The organism is Kutzneria buriramensis (assembly GCF_003387475.1).
Lineage (GTDB): Bacteria > Actinomycetota > Actinomycetes > Mycobacteriales > Pseudonocardiaceae > Kutzneria > Kutzneria buriramensis.
In genome coordinates, this window is the sequence record NZ_QUNO01000004.1 from 607483 (window position 1) to 622981 (window position 15499).

Annotated in this window: 14 protein-coding genes and 1 riboswitch; of the genes, 8 read left to right on the forward strand and 6 right to left on the reverse strand. The window is 71.7% G+C overall.

The window, feature by feature from the left end:
• The first annotated feature begins 109 nt into the window (after positions 1 to 109).
• Positions 110 to 1297 (forward strand): N-acetylglucosamine-6-phosphate deacetylase, encoded by a 1188-nt coding sequence (gene nagA, locus BCF44_RS14955; RefSeq protein ID WP_116174952.1) that lies wholly within the window; start codon positions 110 to 112, stop codon positions 1295 to 1297.
• A gap of 108 nt (positions 1298 to 1405) precedes the next feature.
• Here the strand turns inward: nagA and BCF44_RS14960 are convergent, their stop codons facing one another.
• From BCF44_RS14960 to BCF44_RS14975, 4 genes are all read right to left on the reverse strand, one after another.
• Positions 1406 to 2458, reverse strand: coding sequence for an SIS domain-containing protein (locus tag BCF44_RS14960; RefSeq protein WP_116174823.1), 1053 nt, complete (start codon positions 2456 to 2458; stop codon positions 1406 to 1408).
• Positions 2459 to 2541: 83 nt separating this feature from the next.
• A complete protein-coding gene (locus tag BCF44_RS14965; protein WP_116174824.1) occupies positions 2542 to 3366 on the reverse strand; it encodes a carbohydrate ABC transporter permease in 825 nt (274 codons plus the stop codon).
• 1 nt (position 3367) lies between these two features.
• The gene (locus BCF44_RS14970) at positions 3368 to 4363 is read right to left on the reverse strand and encodes a carbohydrate ABC transporter permease (RefSeq protein ID WP_246015056.1); all 996 of its coding nucleotides are present in this window, start codon (positions 4361 to 4363) and stop codon (positions 3368 to 3370) included.
• Between the two features lie 4 nt (positions 4364 to 4367).
• Positions 4368 to 5588 carry an extracellular solute-binding protein gene (locus BCF44_RS14975; protein WP_116174954.1) on the reverse strand — a complete coding sequence of 407 codons (1221 nt, stop codon included), beginning with the start codon at positions 5586 to 5588 and terminating at the stop codon, positions 4368 to 4370.
• Between the two features lie 279 nt (positions 5589 to 5867).
• Here BCF44_RS14975 and BCF44_RS14980 point away from each other — a divergent pair, with 279 nt between their 5' ends.
• Positions 5868 to 6632: a GntR family transcriptional regulator gene (locus BCF44_RS14980; RefSeq protein WP_116174955.1), complete on the forward strand. Its 765-nt coding sequence runs from the start codon at positions 5868 to 5870 to the stop codon at positions 6630 to 6632.
• A gap of 7 nt (positions 6633 to 6639) precedes the next feature.
• On the opposite strand, the gene BCF44_RS14985 is transcribed toward BCF44_RS14980, so the two are convergent.
• Positions 6640 to 8358 carry an IlvD/Edd family dehydratase gene (locus BCF44_RS14985; protein ID WP_116174825.1) on the reverse strand — a complete coding sequence of 573 codons (1719 nt, stop codon included), beginning with the start codon at positions 8356 to 8358 and terminating at the stop codon, positions 6640 to 6642.
• A 141-nt stretch (positions 8359 to 8499) separates the two neighbouring features.
• On the opposite strand from BCF44_RS14985, the gene BCF44_RS14990 reads away from it, so the two are divergent.
• From BCF44_RS14990 to BCF44_RS15000, 3 genes are all read left to right on the forward strand, one after another.
• Positions 8500 to 10026 carry an MFS transporter gene (locus BCF44_RS14990; RefSeq protein ID WP_116174826.1) on the forward strand — a complete coding sequence of 509 codons (1527 nt, stop codon included), beginning with the start codon at positions 8500 to 8502 and terminating at the stop codon, positions 10024 to 10026.
• An 86-nt stretch (positions 10027 to 10112) separates the two neighbouring features.
• On the forward strand, positions 10113 to 10781 hold the full coding sequence (locus BCF44_RS14995) for a hypothetical protein (protein ID WP_116174827.1): 669 nt from the start codon (positions 10113 to 10115) through the stop codon (positions 10779 to 10781).
• A gap of 703 nt (positions 10782 to 11484) precedes the next feature.
• Complete coding sequence (locus BCF44_RS15000; protein WP_246015058.1) at positions 11485 to 12417, forward strand: S1 family peptidase; 933 nt, start codon at positions 11485 to 11487, stop codon at positions 12415 to 12417.
• A 241-nt stretch (positions 12418 to 12658) separates the two neighbouring features.
• Here BCF44_RS15000 and thiE read toward each other — a convergent pair whose 3' ends face one another.
• Positions 12659 to 13306 (reverse strand): thiamine phosphate synthase, encoded by a 648-nt coding sequence (gene thiE, locus BCF44_RS15005; protein ID WP_116174829.1) that lies wholly within the window; start codon positions 13304 to 13306, stop codon positions 12659 to 12661.
• Positions 13307 to 13325: 19 nt separating this feature from the next.
• Positions 13326 to 13435: riboswitch (TPP riboswitch) on the forward strand.
• Between thiE and thiO the strand changes: the two genes are divergently transcribed.
• From thiO to thiG, 3 genes are all read left to right on the forward strand, one after another.
• Complete coding sequence (thiO, locus tag BCF44_RS15010; RefSeq protein ID WP_116174830.1) at positions 13431 to 14534, forward strand: glycine oxidase ThiO; 1104 nt, start codon at positions 13431 to 13433, stop codon at positions 14532 to 14534. Its footprint overlaps the riboswitch before it by 5 nt.
• 1 nt (position 14535) lies before the next feature.
• Entirely contained in the window at positions 14536 to 14736 is a 201-nt protein-coding gene (gene thiS / locus BCF44_RS15015; RefSeq protein WP_116174831.1) for a sulfur carrier protein ThiS, read from the forward strand.
• A 4-nt stretch (positions 14737 to 14740) separates the two neighbouring features.
• Positions 14741 to 15496: a thiazole synthase gene (gene thiG / locus BCF44_RS15020; RefSeq protein WP_116174832.1), complete on the forward strand. Its 756-nt coding sequence runs from the start codon at positions 14741 to 14743 to the stop codon at positions 15494 to 15496.
• Positions 15497 to 15499 lie beyond the last annotated feature (3 nt).

Sequence of the window (15499 nt, forward strand, 5' to 3'; positions counted from 1 at the left end):
CGTATTTGGTCAGCAAGTGACCAAAAGTTGTCTTATTTGGTGGATGATTGACTGGACGTTGGCCGCCACTGCCCGTACCGTCTAATGGTCTGGACCAATGGAGGGCAATTTGGACGCCGTAGTCGCAGCGCCACGAGCACTCGTCGGCGGGGCCATGACCGGCCCGGTCGCGGTGCGCATCCGGGGCGGCCGTTTCGTCGACGTCAGCGACGGCCACGCCGGCGCGACCGAGGTGCTGCCCACCGGGCTGCTCACCGCCGGCCTGGTGGACGTCCAGATCAACGGCGCCTTCGGCGTCGACTTCGCCGACGTGGACGCGGACGCCCTGCGGCTGGTCGCGGAGTCCCTGCCGTCCACCGGCGTCACCCGGTTCCTGCCGACGCTCATCACGGCGCCGGTGCCGACGGTGCTGCGCCAGTCGCACGCGGTGGTCGCCGCCGCGGCGGCCCTGCCCGCCACCGGCGTCGCCCGGCCGCTCGGCCTGCACCTGGAGGGCCCCTTCCTGTCCCCGGTTCGGCACGGTGTGCACGAGCCGGCCCTGATGGTGCCGCCGGAGCCGGCCAATCTCGACCAGCTGCTGGCCGACGAGACCGTCGCCGCGGCGCTGCGCATCGTCACCCTGGCGCCGGAGATGCCGGGCGGCATGGACGCCGTCCGGCGGCTCGTGGACGCCGGCGTGGTCGTCTCGGTCGGACACAGCAACGCCACCGCCGAGCAGACCGTCGAGGCCGCGGACGCCGGCGCGACGATGGTGACGCACCTGTTCAACGCGCAGAGCCCGCTGACGCACCGGGAACCCGGCGTGCCCGGCATCGCCCTGACCGACAAGCGGTTCACCCTCGGTCTCATCGCCGACCTCGCCCACGTCGCCGGTCCGATCTGCCGGCTCGTCTTCGCGGCGGCCGGCCCGCGTGTCGCGCTGGTGACGGACGCGGTCGCGGCGGCGGGCATGCCGCCGGGCCGCTACCGGTTGGGCGGCGCGGACGTGCTGCTGACCGAGGCCGGCGTGCCCCGCTCGCCGGACGGCACCATCGCCGGCAGCGCCCTGACGTTGGACCGCGCCGTCCGGAACATCGTCTCCCTGGGAGTGTCCGAACAGGACGCTCTGATCGCCGCCACCCGGACCCCGGCCGACGTCATCGGCGAGAAGTGGTTGGGGCGCATCGCCCCCGGCGCCGTCGCCGACCTCGTGTGGTGGGACGACGACCTGCGCCCCCGCAAGGTCTGGGTCGACGGCGAGGTCGTCTTCGACGCCGAGGTCGACGACTACGCCGAACTGGCCACCGCCGGCAACTGACTCGAACCCCCGCGAGTCGCGTTGTGGGACACACCGAATGTGAGTCTCGGGCACATGCCTGAGACTCACATTCGGTGTGCTTGAGAACGCGACTCGCGGGGGTTGCCGTCAGCGAGTCTTGGTCACCTTGTTGAGGCCGCGGGGGCTGTCGGGGTCGCCGCCGCGGGCCAGCGACAGGCCCAGGGCGAGCCGCTGGACGGGGAGCACCTCCAGCACGGGGGCGACCTCCTCGGCGGTCTCGGCGACGGGGATCCGCAGCGCCGCGGACACCCGGGACGCGGCCGAGCCGACCGCGAACACATCGGCGCCGCGGGAGTGGATGACGTCGAGGACCTCACTCATCGCGGCGCCGCCCTTGCCGGCGCTGGTGATGGCCAGCACGCCGGTCTCCGCGTCGACCGCGGCGACCGGGCCGTGCAGCAGGTCGGCGCCGCTGTACGAGCGGGCCGACAGGTAGCTGGTCTCGGCGAGTTTGAGGGCGGCCTCGGCGGCGGTGGCCGACGAGTAGCCGCGGCCGGTGGTCAGCACCCGGTTGACGAACCGGAACCGCTGCACGGCCTCCTGAACGGCCGCCGCCGAGTCGTCCAGGGTCTGCTGGGCCAGCTCGCCCAGCGCGGCGGCGTGCTCGCCGCTGCCGCCCCGCACGGCGTCGATGAGCAGGTACAGCGCCAGCAGCGTGGCGGAGTACGTCTTCGTGGCCGCCACGGCCAGCTCGGGCCCGGCGCCGACGTCCACCGACAGCTCGGCGGCGTTGTTCAGCGGCGAGTCCGGCGTGTTGGTCACCGCGACGGTCAACGCGCCGCGGGAGCGCGCCGACTCGGTGACCTCCAGCAGGTCGGGCGACCCGCCGCTCTGGCTGACCGAGATCAGCAGCACGTCGGTGAGGTCGGGCTGGGCGCCGTACAACGTCGTCGTCGACGGCGACACCAGCCCGGCCGGCAGTTGCAGCAGCACCTCGATCAGGTACTTGGCGTACAGCGCCGCGTGGTCGCTGGACCCCCGGGCGGCCAGCAGCGCGAACCGGGGGCGCCGAGCGGTCACCTGCGCCGCGATCTCCGCGATCTCGCCGCGCCGCGCGACGAGGTCCGCGAAGATCTTGGGCTGCGAGGCGACCTCGGCACTCATGTGCTGCCCGGCCGAGGATTCGGTCTGGCGGGTCATCGCACTCCTCAATCTTGGGATCCTGTGGCGGCGGGGCCCAGGTCCGGCCTGCCGCTGACGGTAGTCCATCCACGGCCGGGATCTCAGCCCTTGACCGCGCCGGCGGTCACCCCCGAGACCAGGTTGCGCTGCACGATCAGGAAGAAGATCAGCACCGGCAGGGTGAACACCGACGACGCCGCCATCGCGCCGCCCCAGTCCACGCCGAACTTCGAGACGAAGCCCGACAGCCACACCGGCAGCGTCACGTTCGACGGGTCCTGCATGAAGGTCAGCGCGTACAGGAACTCGTTCCAGGCGGTGATGAAGCTGAACACCGAGGTGGCGACCAGGCCGGGACCCAGCAGCGGCAGCGTGACCCGGCGGAACGCCGCCCACCGGCCGCAGCCGTCCACCATCGCGGCCTCCTCCAGGTCCACCGGGATGCCCTTGACGAAGCCGCGCAGCGTCCACGCGGTGAACGGCAGTGCGGCCGCGAAGTAGACCAGGATCAGCCCGGGCAGCGCGTTGAGCAGGTCGAACGAGCGAATCATCAGGAACATCGGGATCAGCAGCGCCTCGAACGGCGCCATCTGCGCCACCAGCACCAGCAGCAGGAAGCCCTTGCGGCCGCGGAAGCGCAGCCGGGCCAGCGGCACCGCCGCGAGCAGGCCGGCGACCAGCGCGAAGACCACCGCGGCCAGCGCCACGATCACGCTGTTGCCCAGCGAGTTGAGGAAGCCCTCCTTGGAGATGCCGTCCACGAAGTGCTGGAACGTCAGCCCGAGCGGGACCAGGTCGTAGTCGTCGGACAGCAGCTGGTTGGCCGGCTTGAGCGCGGTGGTGACCATCCAGTAGATCGGGAACGCGAAGACGACCGCGACCAGCAGGCCGATCACCGAGGCGAGGCGCTTGCGGGTCCGCCCCATGTCAGTCCACCTCCTCGGTGCGCAGCATCAGCCGCAGGTTCTGGCCGGTGAGCACGACGAGCGCGAGGATCATGATCACGCTGACCGCCGCCGCCACGCCGAAGTGCTGGGTGGCGATGCCCTTGAGGTACTGCAGCGTCGGCAGCGTCTGGCTGCCGCCGTCCGGGCCGCCCTGGCGGATGGCCCACACCTGGGTGAACACCTTGAAGTCCCACAGCAGGGACAGGAACGTCACCACGTTGACCAGCGGCCGCAGCGCGGTCCAGGTCACCGAGCGGAACGTCTGCCAGCTGGACGCGCCGTCCAGGCCGGCCGCCTCGTACAGGTCCGACGGCACCCCCAGGACGCCGGCGTACAGCGTGAAGGCCACGAACGGGATGCCCTGCCAGGTGATCAGGATGACGATCACCGCCATGGTGCTGAACCCGGTCTGGAACCACGAGTAGTGGTGGAAGCCCGAGAAGCCCAGCACGACCAGGGTCTTGTTCAGGATCCCGTAGTTCTGGTCGAACATCCACTGGAACACGGTGGTCGCGGCCAGGATCGGCATCGCCCAGGCCAGCACCAGCGCCAGCTGGATCACCACCCGCACCCAGCCGTACACGTGCTTCATCAGCAGCGCCACCAGCAGGCCGCCGCCGACGGTGCAGACCACGCAGGCCGCGGTGAACAGCACGGTGCGCAGGGTGATCTGCCAGAACGAGGAGTCCGAGATGAGCGTGGTGTAGTTGTCCAGGCCGACCCAGACGATCTTGCCCTGAAACAGCTCGCCCAGGTCGAGCTTGCGGAAGCTGGTCAGGACCACGGACACGACCGGCCAGCCGAGCATCACCAGGATGGTCGCCGTCGCCGGCAGCAGGAGCAGGTAGGGCAGCGTGCGCTGGCTGAACAGCCGGCGCACGAACGCGCTGATCCCCGACTCACTGTCCGAGACAGTGGAACGCGGTGCCGGCGGGGTGGTCCCCGCCGGCACCGCGGCCTTCGTCGTCACCGACACCAGGTCAGCTCGCGCTCAACGTCTTGTTGATCGCGGCGTCGGCGTCGGCAACGGCCTGGTCCAGGCTCTTCTGACCGGTCAGGTACGCGGTCAGCGCGGCCTTGATCGGGTTGTCGGCCTCGACCGCGGCCCACTTCGGCGTGGTCGGGGTGCCCTTGCCGTTCTTGGCGCCCGCGGCCATCGCCTTGCCGGTCTCGGTGCTGTTCAGGGCGCTGGTGTCGGTCGAGGTGCCCGGCACCACGCCGGCCGCGGCCAGCTGAGACTGGTACTTGGCGCTGGTCTCGATCTTCAGCCAGGCCTTGGCCAGGTCGGCGTTCTTGCTGTTGGCCGGGATGGCCAGGTCGGAGCCGCCGAGGAAGACCGGCGCGGTCTGGCCCGCCGTCTTGGACGGGATCGGGAACGCGGCGAACTTGCCCTTCAGCGCCGGGTTGGCCTTCTCCACCGCGGCCAGCTCGTAGCCGAAGCCGATGAAGCTGGCGGTGTTGCCCTTGGCGACCACGTCGGACTGCTGCGGCGTGGCCTCGTCGGCGTCCTTGGGCGCGGACGTGCCGGAGGTGTCCACGAGCTTCTTGTAGAAGTCGAACGCGGCCTTGCCGGCCGGGCTGTTGATCGCCGACTTCCAGGTGCCGCCGCTGTTGGTGGCCAGGTCACCGCCCTGGTCCCAGAGGAAGGACAGCCACTCGTACCAGTTCTGTCCCGGCTGGTACAGCGGGTCGATGTTCGGCAGCGCCTTGAGCTTGGTCAGGTCGGCCAGCCACTCGTCGTCCGAGGTGGGCGGCGCGCTGATGCCGGCCTGCTGGAACAGGTCCGTGCGGTAGATGACCACGCGGTTGGCCGCGTAGAACGGGATGCCGTACTGCTTGCCCTGCCACGCGCCCTCGTCCTTGAGCGCCGAGAGCCACTGGCTGCCGTTCAGGTCGTTCACCGAGTCGGTGACGTCCGCGAGGGTGCCCTGCGAGGAGTACTGCGCAACCTGGGTGTTGCCCAGCTCGATCACGTCCGGACCGCCGCTGGTGCCGGTCAGCGCGGTGGTCAGCTTCTGACCGATGCCGTTCCACTGCTGAACCTCGTACTTGACCTTGACGCCCGGGTTCGCGGCCTCGAAGTCCTTGTCGATCGCCGCGACGGTGGCGTCCGGCGCGGAGCCCGTCATCAGCCAGACCGTGAGGGTCTTGTTGTCGCCACTGCCACTGCTGGAACCACCGCCGCAACCGGCCGCGACCATCGACACCGCCGCGGCGCCCACCGCCGCCACGATCCACTTTCTACGCAGCACTGCTTCCGCCCTTCCACCCCGGCTCACCTGCCGGACGAGCTTGTCTGGTGCAGACCAATTTGGTGTAGACCAATGAGGAAAAAGGGTGTGCCGTGCCACACTCGATGTCAAGGTCGTTGCAAGACCGTTGCAAAGTCATCGGACGAATGACCGGGGGTGTGATCGCGCAGCCAGCGGTTGACAAGGCATCCTGTTCGCTGGGGAGTGGGCGAAGTCAAGGAGGAGGCCATGCTCGAAACCTCGCCGGCCGGGGGTAACGACGCCGGCTTGCGGTCGCGTGCGCAGCGAGAGCCCAAGTACTGGGGGCTCAAGCGGCACCTGCTCGACCTGCTGCGGTCCATGCCGCCGGGGTCGCCGATACCGACCGAGCGCTCGCTCGCGGCCGATTTCGACGTGTCCCGGACGACCGTTCGGCAAGCGCTTGCCGAGCTGACGGTGGAGGGTCGGCTGCTGCGGGTGCAGGGCAAGGGCACCTTCGCCGCCGAACCCAAGGTGGCGCAGCGGTTGCAGCTGTCCTCGTACACAGAGGACATGCGGGCCCAGGGCCGCCAGCCCTCGTCCCGGCTGCTGGAGGCCTCCGAGGAGGCGGCCGACGCGGAGCTGGCCCGCTACCTGGGCGTGCGGGCCGGAGCCAAGGTGCTGCGGCTGCACCGCCTGCGGCTGGCCGACGGCGAGCCGATGGCGCTGGAGACCACGCACCTGGCGCTGGGGCGGTTCCGCGGCCTGCGCCGCTATGTCAGCTCCGGCGGCTCGCTGTACCAGGTGCTGCGTGAGCGGTTCGGGGTCGAGATGGGGCACGCCGAGGAGACCATCGAGACCGCGCTGGCCACGCCCGAGGAGGCGGAGCTGCTCGGTGCCGACATCGGCCTGCCCATGCTGCTGCTGTCCCGGCACTCGTTCGACACCGAGGGCAACCCGGTGGAGTGGGTGCGCTCGGTCTACCGCGGCGACCGCTACAAGTTCGTGGCCACACTGAACCGTCCGCACGACTGACCCGGCCTCAGTGGTTGCCGGGCGGCACCGGCGCTCCCGAGCCGCCCACCAGGAAGTCCAGGTCGGCGCCGCGGTCGGCCTGGCCGACGTGGTCGACGTAGAGCCGCACCCACCCCCGATCGGCCGCGCGGGGCGGCGGGGTCCACGCCGCCTTGCGGGCCGCGAGCTCGACGTCGTCGACGGCCAGGTGCAGCCGCCGGCGGTCGACGTCCAGCTCGATCACGTCGCCGTCGCGGACCAGCGCCAACGGGCCGCCCACCGCGGACTCCGGCGCCACGTGCAGCACCACGGTGCCGTAGGCGGTGCCGCTCATCCGGCCGTCGGAGATCCGGACGGCGTCGTCCACACCGGACTCCAACAGCCGGCGCGGCAGGCCGAAGTTGCCCACCTCGGGCATGCCGGGAAAGCCCCGCGGCCCGACGCCGGTCAGCACGAACACGCTGTCCCGGTCGCATTCGACAGTATCGATGCGACTGTGCAGGTCGTCCACGCCGTGGAAGACCACCGCGCGGCCGGCGTGGCGCAGCAGGGAGGGTGACGCCGCGGCAGGTTTGATGACCGCGCCGTCCGGGGCGAGATTGCCGCGCAGCACGGCCAATCCGGCGTCGGTCCGCAATGGATCGGTCGCGGTCCGTATCACCTCGCGGTCGAACACCTCGGCGTCGGCGACGTTCTCGGTCACCGTCCCGCCGGTCACGGTGATCGCGTCCGGGTGCGGCAGCAGGTCGCCCAGCTCGCGCAGCACGGCCGGCAGGCCGCCGGCGTAGCAGAAGTCCTCCATCAGGAACCGGCCCGCCGGCATCAGGTCCACCAGCAGCGGCACGGACCGACCCAAGCGATCCAGGTCGTCCAGGTCGAAGGGCACGCCCAGGCGGCCGGCCAGCGCCAGCAGATGGACCGCGAAGTTGCTGGAGCCGCCGATCGCCGCGTTCACCACGACCGCGTTCTCGACGGCCTCCCTGGTCACGATCGACGACATGCGGACGTCCTCGCGCACCAGCTCCACGATCCTGATGCCGCTGACGTGGGCCATCGCCTTGCGGCGCGAGTCCACCGCGGGCAGCGCCGCCATGCCGGGCAGCGACAGCCCCATCGACTCCGCCCAGCAGCCCATCGTGGAGGCGGTGCCCATGGTGTTGCAGTGGCCGGCCGACCGGGACATGCACGCCTCGGCGGCGTTCATGTCGGCCTGGGACATCGCGCCGGTGCGACGGGCGTCCGCGAACCGCCAGACGTCGGTGCCGGAGCCGAGCTGCTTGCCGCGGAACCGCCCGTTGAGCATCGGCCCGCCGCCCACCACCATCGTCGGCAGGTCCACGCTGGCCGCGCCCATCAGCAGCGCCGGGGTGGTCTTGTCGCAGCCGGTCAGCAGCACGACGCCGTCCAGCGGGTTGGCCCGCAGCGTCTCCTCCACGTCCATCGAGACGAGGTTGCGGAACAGCATGGTCGTCGGGCGCATCAGGATCTCGCCGAGCGAGGTGACCGGGAACTCCATCGGCAGCCCGCCGGCCTCGTACACGCCCCGCTTGACGTGCTCGGCGATCTCCCGCAGGTGCGCGTTGCACGGCGTGAGGTCGCTGGCGGTCTGGCAGATGCCGATCACCGGCCGGCCGTCGAAGGCGTGGTCGGGATGGCCCTGGTTGCGCAGCCAGGACCGGTGGGTGAAGCCCAGCACGCCCTGGTCGCGGAACCAGCCGTGGCTGCGCAGTGCTCGCGTTTCGGCCATGCGGCGGACGCTAGTCACACCCACGCGGCGCGGGGAAGGACGAAGCCCGCGAGTGCGCGAAAATTCCCCGAACCGGCAACGAAGGCGGACTTCGTTGCACTCGGCTTGCATCGGACGGGGTGGCAGTAGCACGGTGCTGGCATGACCACCACGGGCTCCGCGTCGGCCGGAGTGAGCTGGGGCAGCGCGCAGGCCCGCGGCGTGCTCGCCGCCACCGTCGTCGGCTCCGGCATGGCGATGCTCGACGGCACCATCGTCAACGTCGCGCTGCCCAAGATCGGCGGCGAGCTCGGCGCGTCGGTCACGGGGTTGCAGTGGGTGCTCGACGGCTACCTGCTCTCGTTGGCGTCGCTGATCCTCGTCGCCGGCTCGCTCGGCGACCGCTACGGCCGGCGCCGCGTGTTCGAGCTCGGAGTGGTCTGGTTCGGCCTGGCTTCGGTCCTGTGCGGCGCGGCGCCCACCACCGGGGTCCTGGTGGCCGCGCGGGTGCTCCAGGGCGTTGGCGGGGCTCTCCTGACCCCGGGCTCGCTGGCGCTGCTCCAGTCGACCTTCCGGCACGACGACCGGGCGCGGGCCATCGGCGCGTGGTCCGGCCTGGGCGGGGTGGCTGCCGCGGTCGGCCCGCTGGTCGGCGGCCTGCTCGTCCAGGCCTGGTCCTGGCGGCTGGCCTTCCTGGTCAACGTGCCGGTCGCGGCGCTGTGCATCTACCTGTGCCGCAAGTACGTGCCGGAGTCGCGTGACGCGTCCATGAAGGGCCACCCGGACGTCGTCGGCACGGTGCTGTGCGCGCTGGGGCTGGCCGGCGTCACCGGGGCCCTGGTCGAGGGGCCGGCGCGCGGCCTGGGCGACCCGTTCGTGCTGGTCGCGCTCGTCGTCGGGGTGCTGGGCCTGGCCGCGTTCTGCGTGCTCCAGATCCGCGAGCGCGACCCGCTGGTCCCGCCGGACCTGTTCGCCAACCGCACGTTCACCGTGTCCAACCTGCTGACGTTCCTGATGTACGCGGCGCTCGGCGGCGTGATGATGCTGATGGTCATGCAGTTGCAGGTGTCGCTGCACTACCCGCCGGTGCTGGCCGGCCTGGCCGGGCTGCCGATCACGCTGATCATGCTCGTCGGCTCCGCCCGGTCCGGGAAGCTGGCCCAGCGCATCGGCCCGCGGCTCCAGCTGATCGTCGGGCCGATCCTGGTCGGCGCCGGCATGCTGATGCTGCGCTGGGCCGTGCCGGGCGCGTCCTACCTGTCCGGCGTGCTGCCCGGCGTGGTGGTGTTCGGCCTCGGCCTGGTGATCGCGGTCGCGCCGGTGACGGCGACGGTGCTGGCCGCCGCGCCGGACCGGCATGCGGGGGTGGCCTCCGGCGTGAACAACGCCGTCGCGCGCACGGGATCGCTGCTCGCGGTGGCCGTGCTGCCGGCGGCGGCCGGCATCACCGGAGACAAGTACGCCGATCCGACCGCGCTGACGGCCGGCTGGCAGATGGCCCTGCTCATTTGCGCAGTCGCCGCGGTGGCCGGCGGTGTGATCGCTTTCTGGGTGGACAACGGGGTTCTGGGCGAGGCGCCGACGGAGGCGGTAGTCGAGGATTCCCCGCATCCGGGCGACTGCCTGCACTGCGGCGTGGAGGGGCCGCCCACGCACGTGGTGCCGCGTCAAGTGTCCACAGTGGACTGAAGGGGGTGTTCGTGCTCACCATCGCCCAACCCCGGGAGTGCTCGCCACGTCTTGTGCGTTGGTAGTGCAGTAGGGGATTGGGAGCGATGAGCAAGGAGCAGGGTACGAAGGGCTTGGACATCAAGCCGACGCAGGTCGCGGCGGGCGCGCTGGCGTCCGTGACGGCGGCCGTGCTGGGGTCGAAGCTGGGGGTCGCGGGCACCGTGGCCGGCGCCGGCATGGCCAGCGTGGTCGGCACCGTGGGCACCGCCATGTACGAGCGGTCGATCCAGGCGGCCCGGTCCCGGGTCACGGCCCGCATCAAGCAGGAGGAGCCGCCCGCCGGCGCGTCGCACGACGCCGAGACCGTGCGGCTGATGGTGGCGCCGCCCGGGGAGGAGACGACCGGCCGGCGTCGGTGGCCGCTGATGGTCGCCGGCGTGGTGGCCGCGTTCGTGCTGGGCATGGGCGTGCTGACGGTCGTCGAACTGCTGGACGGCCACGCCACCTCCGGCACCGGAAATCGCACCACCGTCGGCGCCTTGTTCGGCCAGCCGGGGCAGAGCACGCCGGCGCCGACGACGTCCAACGCGCCGCCGCCCACGTCGTCCTCTGCGACCACCTCCAGCAGCACTCCGACGACCACCTCCAACACCCCGCCGTCGTCGTCTTCGAGCACGTCCACCAGCACCACGACGTCGTCCTCGACGACCACCACCACGTCTGCGCCGCAGGCGACGACCACCACGGGCGGGACGCCGCCGGGGGCGAACTAGCCGGTGTCGGCCTCCTGCGCCAGGGGCCATGGCGGCTGCCGCCGGTCCGGGTAGTTCGACTGCCGCCGGATGGCCGATCGGTCACGGCGGTGACCGGACGGGCAGCCGATCGCGGCCGGCGGTATTGAACAGCAATTCTGCGTGGCGTTACTTAAACGTCAACTGTTAACCGCTACGCGTCGTACCCACGCGGGCGGCACGTGTGACACGCTTTGCGCCCGATCGGACTCTCGGCCGAAAGACATTCGGCGGCGTGCCCCAGGCGGATTTCAGGGGGAGGGAAGTTTGGCGGAAGAGGCGACCACGGTGACGCCCGATCTCGGCTCTGCGGGTCTCAGACCCGGGGGATCACGAGGTGGGGGGAGGGTGGGGCGACCCCTGCCGCCGCCCCACCGCCCGTCCCCCTGAAAGGCTCGGGAAGGGGTCCCTGCAACCGCCACTCCCGAGTCCCCGCATCCGAAGATGAGGGAGACGTCTGATGAACCGCACTCGTGCGGCTCGGATCACCGGCGCTGCCCTGCTGAGCTTTGGCCTCGCCGCTACTGTCAGCGTACCGGCCGCGGCGACTTCTGCGCCCGTCTCTGTCGATACGTCCACGAATGGTGTGGTCATATCACCCGATGTAGCGAGCGCGCTGCGACGGGATCTGGGTTTGTCACCCGCTCGGGCGAGGGATCTGTTCGCCCGACAGAATCGCGCCGATGTGCAGGTCGCGACGCTGCGCACAGCGCTCGGGCCGATCTTTGCCGGCTCCTGGTTCGACGCGGCGGCCGGCGAGGCCGTGGTGGCAGTGACCGACGTCACATTTGTCCCGTCCGTGCGCGCGGCGGGTGTTGAGGCAAGGGTTGTCCCCCGAACGGACGCCCAGTTGACCGCCGTCGCCGAGGGGCTGAACGCCCGCCCGGCTCCCGCCGGAGTGGCCGGTTGGTACGTCGACCTGCCGAGCGACCAGGTTGTGGTTCAAGTTCTGGACCATTCGGGCCCGACCGAATCGTTCGTCGCGGCGGCCGGCCCGGCCGTCCGCGAGGAGACCGTCGCGGCCCGGCCGCGCCCGCTGTACGCCGTCCGTGGCGGCGATGCCTGGTACGGACCGGACTTCCGGTGCTCGGTCGGATTCGCCGCCACGGACGGAGGCGGCGGCAAACACTTCGTGACGGCCGGGCATTGCACGGCCGGCGGTGGTACTGCATTCGGGTACAACCGAGTTTCACTCGGCCGGAGCAGCGGCAGCCACTTCGGTTCCGGCGGCGATTTCGGCAAGGTCGACATCACCTCCGACCAGTGGACTCTCGCCGGCCTCGTGATCAACGGCGGCGGCACGGTCGCGGTCAGGGGCTCGGCCGAGGCGGCCGTCGGCGCGGCGGTCTGCCGCTCCGGCTCCACCTCCGGCTGGCACTGCGGTGTCATCCAGGCCAAGAACCAGACGGTGGTCTACTCCGAGGGCACGGTCACCGGTCTGACCAGGACGAACGTCTGCGCCGAGCCCGGTGACTCCGGCGGCGCCTGGATCAGCGGCAACCAGGCGCAGGGCGTCACCTCCGGCGGCTCGGGCGACTGCACACACGGCGGCACCACGTACTTCAGTCCGGTGAACCCGGCACTGAGCGCATACGGACTTCGGCTCGTCACGAGCTGATCCCTAGGGGTGGGAGTCCTTCCCTGCACTCCCGCCCACCGCCCCGGCGGCCGGCACCCTGCGCCGGCCGTCGGGGCCTGTGTTCTTGGCGCTCGCTTCGCTCGCGCGCGCTCGGCCCCTGTGGGGCCGACGCCTCGCCCTTGCTGGATTTCGATCGGCCACGTCGGCTCGGGTGGTGGGTGCGTGGGTGGTGGCCGATCGAAATCCGGCAACCGGGCGAAGCGCCGGCGGGGCCGAGCGATTAGCCGGGGAGGCGGGACTTGAGGGCCTCGGCTGCTGCCTTCGGGTCGTCGGCGTCGGTGATGGCGCGGACGACGACGATCCGGCGGGCGCCGGCGGCCAGGACATCGGCGAGCCGGGTCTGGTCGATGCCGCCGATGGCGAACCAGGGCCGCGGCGACGTCACGTGCCGCACCAGGTCCAGTCCGGGCGCCGGGCGTCCCGGCTTGGTCGGCGTGGGCCAGCACGGGCCGGTGCAGAAGTAGTCCACCCCCGGCTCCACCGCGGCGGCGTCGGCCTGTGCGGCGTCGTGGGTGGACCGGCCGATGGCGATGTCGTCGCCGGCGATGCGGCGGGCCAGCGGCACCGGCAGGTCGTCCTGACCGAGGTGCAGCACGTCGGCCCCGGCGGCGACCGCGACGTCGGCCCGGTCGTTCACGGCGAGCAGTGCGCCGTGCCGGGCGCAGGCCTCGGCGAGCACCTCCAGCGCGGCCAGCTCGAACCGGGCCTCCAGGCCCTTGTCCCGCAGCTGCACGATGTCGACGCCGCCGGCGAGCGCGGCGTCGGCGAACGCGGCGAGATCCCCGGTGGCGGCGCGGGCGTCGGTGCACAGGTACAGCCGTGCGTCCGCGAGCCGCTTCCTGATCTGTTCTCCATCCAGTCCTGGCACGGGTGCTACGGTAGGCCCCAGTGGTCCGCACGGGAGCCTGGAGGAACCGGGCTGAGAGGGGGCTTGCCAGCCCCGACCGTCGAACCTGATCCGGGTCATGCCGGCGCAGGGAGCGTGATGTGTCTTGAAGGTCGCCGTTGTCGGTGGTGGGGTCGTCGGTCTGTCGGTCGCGTGGGCGGCCGCCGAGGCGGGCCACCAGGTGGTGCTGATCGATGCCGCGCCGGGGTCCGGCGCGTCCTGGGTGGCGGGCGGCATGCTCGCGCCGGTCACGGAGGCGTGGCCGGGCGAGGAGCACGTGCTGGCGCTGGGCAGCGCGTCGCTGGACCGCTGGCCGGATTTCGCCGCCAGGCTGGAAAAGAAGGGCGGCCTGCGCGAAGAGGGAACCCTGGCGGTGGCCGTGGACGCGGCCGACCGGGAGGAACTCGACGGCGTCGCCGACTATCTCGCCAGACTCGGCCGGGAGGTGCGGCGCCTCACCGCGCGTGAGGTGCGACGACTCGAGCCGACCCTGGGCATGTCCGTCCGAAGTGGACTGTCGGTGCCTGGGGACCTGGCCGTGGACAACAGGGTGCTGCTGGCGTCGCTGCGCAAGGCGGCCACAGATGCCGGCGCACAGCCGATTGCGGTGGCAGCGCGCAGCGTCAGCGCAGGTGAAGTGTTGCTGGTCAACGGATCGACCGTCGCCTGTGACGCCGTCGTGCTGGCAGCCGGGGCGCGGAGCGGCGGCCTGTACGAGGGACTGGCGAAGGTGGTCCGGCCGGTCAAGGGCGAGATCCTCCGGCTCAAGGCCCGGCCGGGCGCGCTGGATCCGCCGACGAGAACGGTCCGCGCGCTGGTCGAAGGCCGGCACGTCTACCTGGTGCCGCGGGAAGGTCGTGGGCTTGTGCTGGGCGCGACCCAGTACGAGACGGGCTTCGACACCGACGTGACGGTCGCCGGCGTCCGCGACCTGCTGCGCGACGCCGAGCGGGTGCTGCCCGGCATCGGCGAGTACGCGGTCGTGGAATGCGCCGCCGGCCTGCGGCCCGGCAGTCCCGACAACCTGCCGCTGCTGGGCTGGCTGGAGCCGGGGGTGCTGGCCGCGACCGGCCACCACCGCAACGGGATCCTGCTCGCCCCGATCACCGCCGAGGCGGTGGTGGACCTGCTCGCCGGCCGGGAACCGCCGGAGCCGGCGCGCGCCGCCGACCCGGCCCGACTGCTCGACGTCACGAACGGGGGAGGCTGAATTGCTGGTCGTGGTCAACGGGACCGAGCGCGAGCTCGCCGACGGAGCCACCGTCGCCGACGTGCTCGCGGCGCTGGACGCCCCGCCGCGGGGCATCGCGGTCGCGCTGAACGGCGAGGTCGTGCCGCGTGTCGACTGGTCGGACACGGTGCTGCCGCCCGGCGGCGCCGTCGAGGTGCTCACCGCGGTGCAGGGAGGCTGACGCCATGGACGATCCGCTGGTCATCGCCGACCGCGAGTTCGGCTCGCGACTGATCATGGGCACCGGCGGCGCGGCCAACCTGGCCGTGCTGGAGCGGGCGCTGCTGGCCGCCGGCACGCAGCTGACCACCGTCGCCATGCGGCGGATGGACGCCGTCGGCGGCACCGGCGTGCTGGATCTGCTGCGCCGCCTGGGCATCGAGGCGTTGCCGAACACGGCCGGCTGCCGCACGGCGGCGGAGGCGGTGCTCACCGCCCGGCTGGCGCGGGAGGCGCTGGAGACCAATTGGGTGAAGCTGGAGGTCGTCGCCGACGACCGCACGCTGCTGCCGGACTCCGTCGAGCTGCTCGACGCCGCCCAGCAGCTGGTGGACGACGGTTTCGTGGTGTTGCCGTACACCAACGACGACCCCGTGCTGGCGCTGCGGCTGGAGGAGGCCGGCTGCGCCGCGGTGATGCCGCTGGGCTCGCCGATCGGCACCGGGCTGGGCATCCGCAATCCGCACAACATCGAGCTGATCGTGTCCCGCGCCACCGTGCCGGTGATCCTCGACGCCGGCATCGGCACCGCCTCGGACGCCGCGCGGGCCATGGAGCTGGGGTGTTCCGCGGTGTTGCTGGCGACGGCCGTCACCCGGGCGCAGGACCCCGAACGGATGGCGGCGGCGATGCGCAGCGCCGTCGATGCCGGCCGTTCGGCCCTACTTGCGGGGAGAATTCCGCAACGCTTCTGGGCCCAGGCGTCCAGCCCGGCCCGCTGAGTC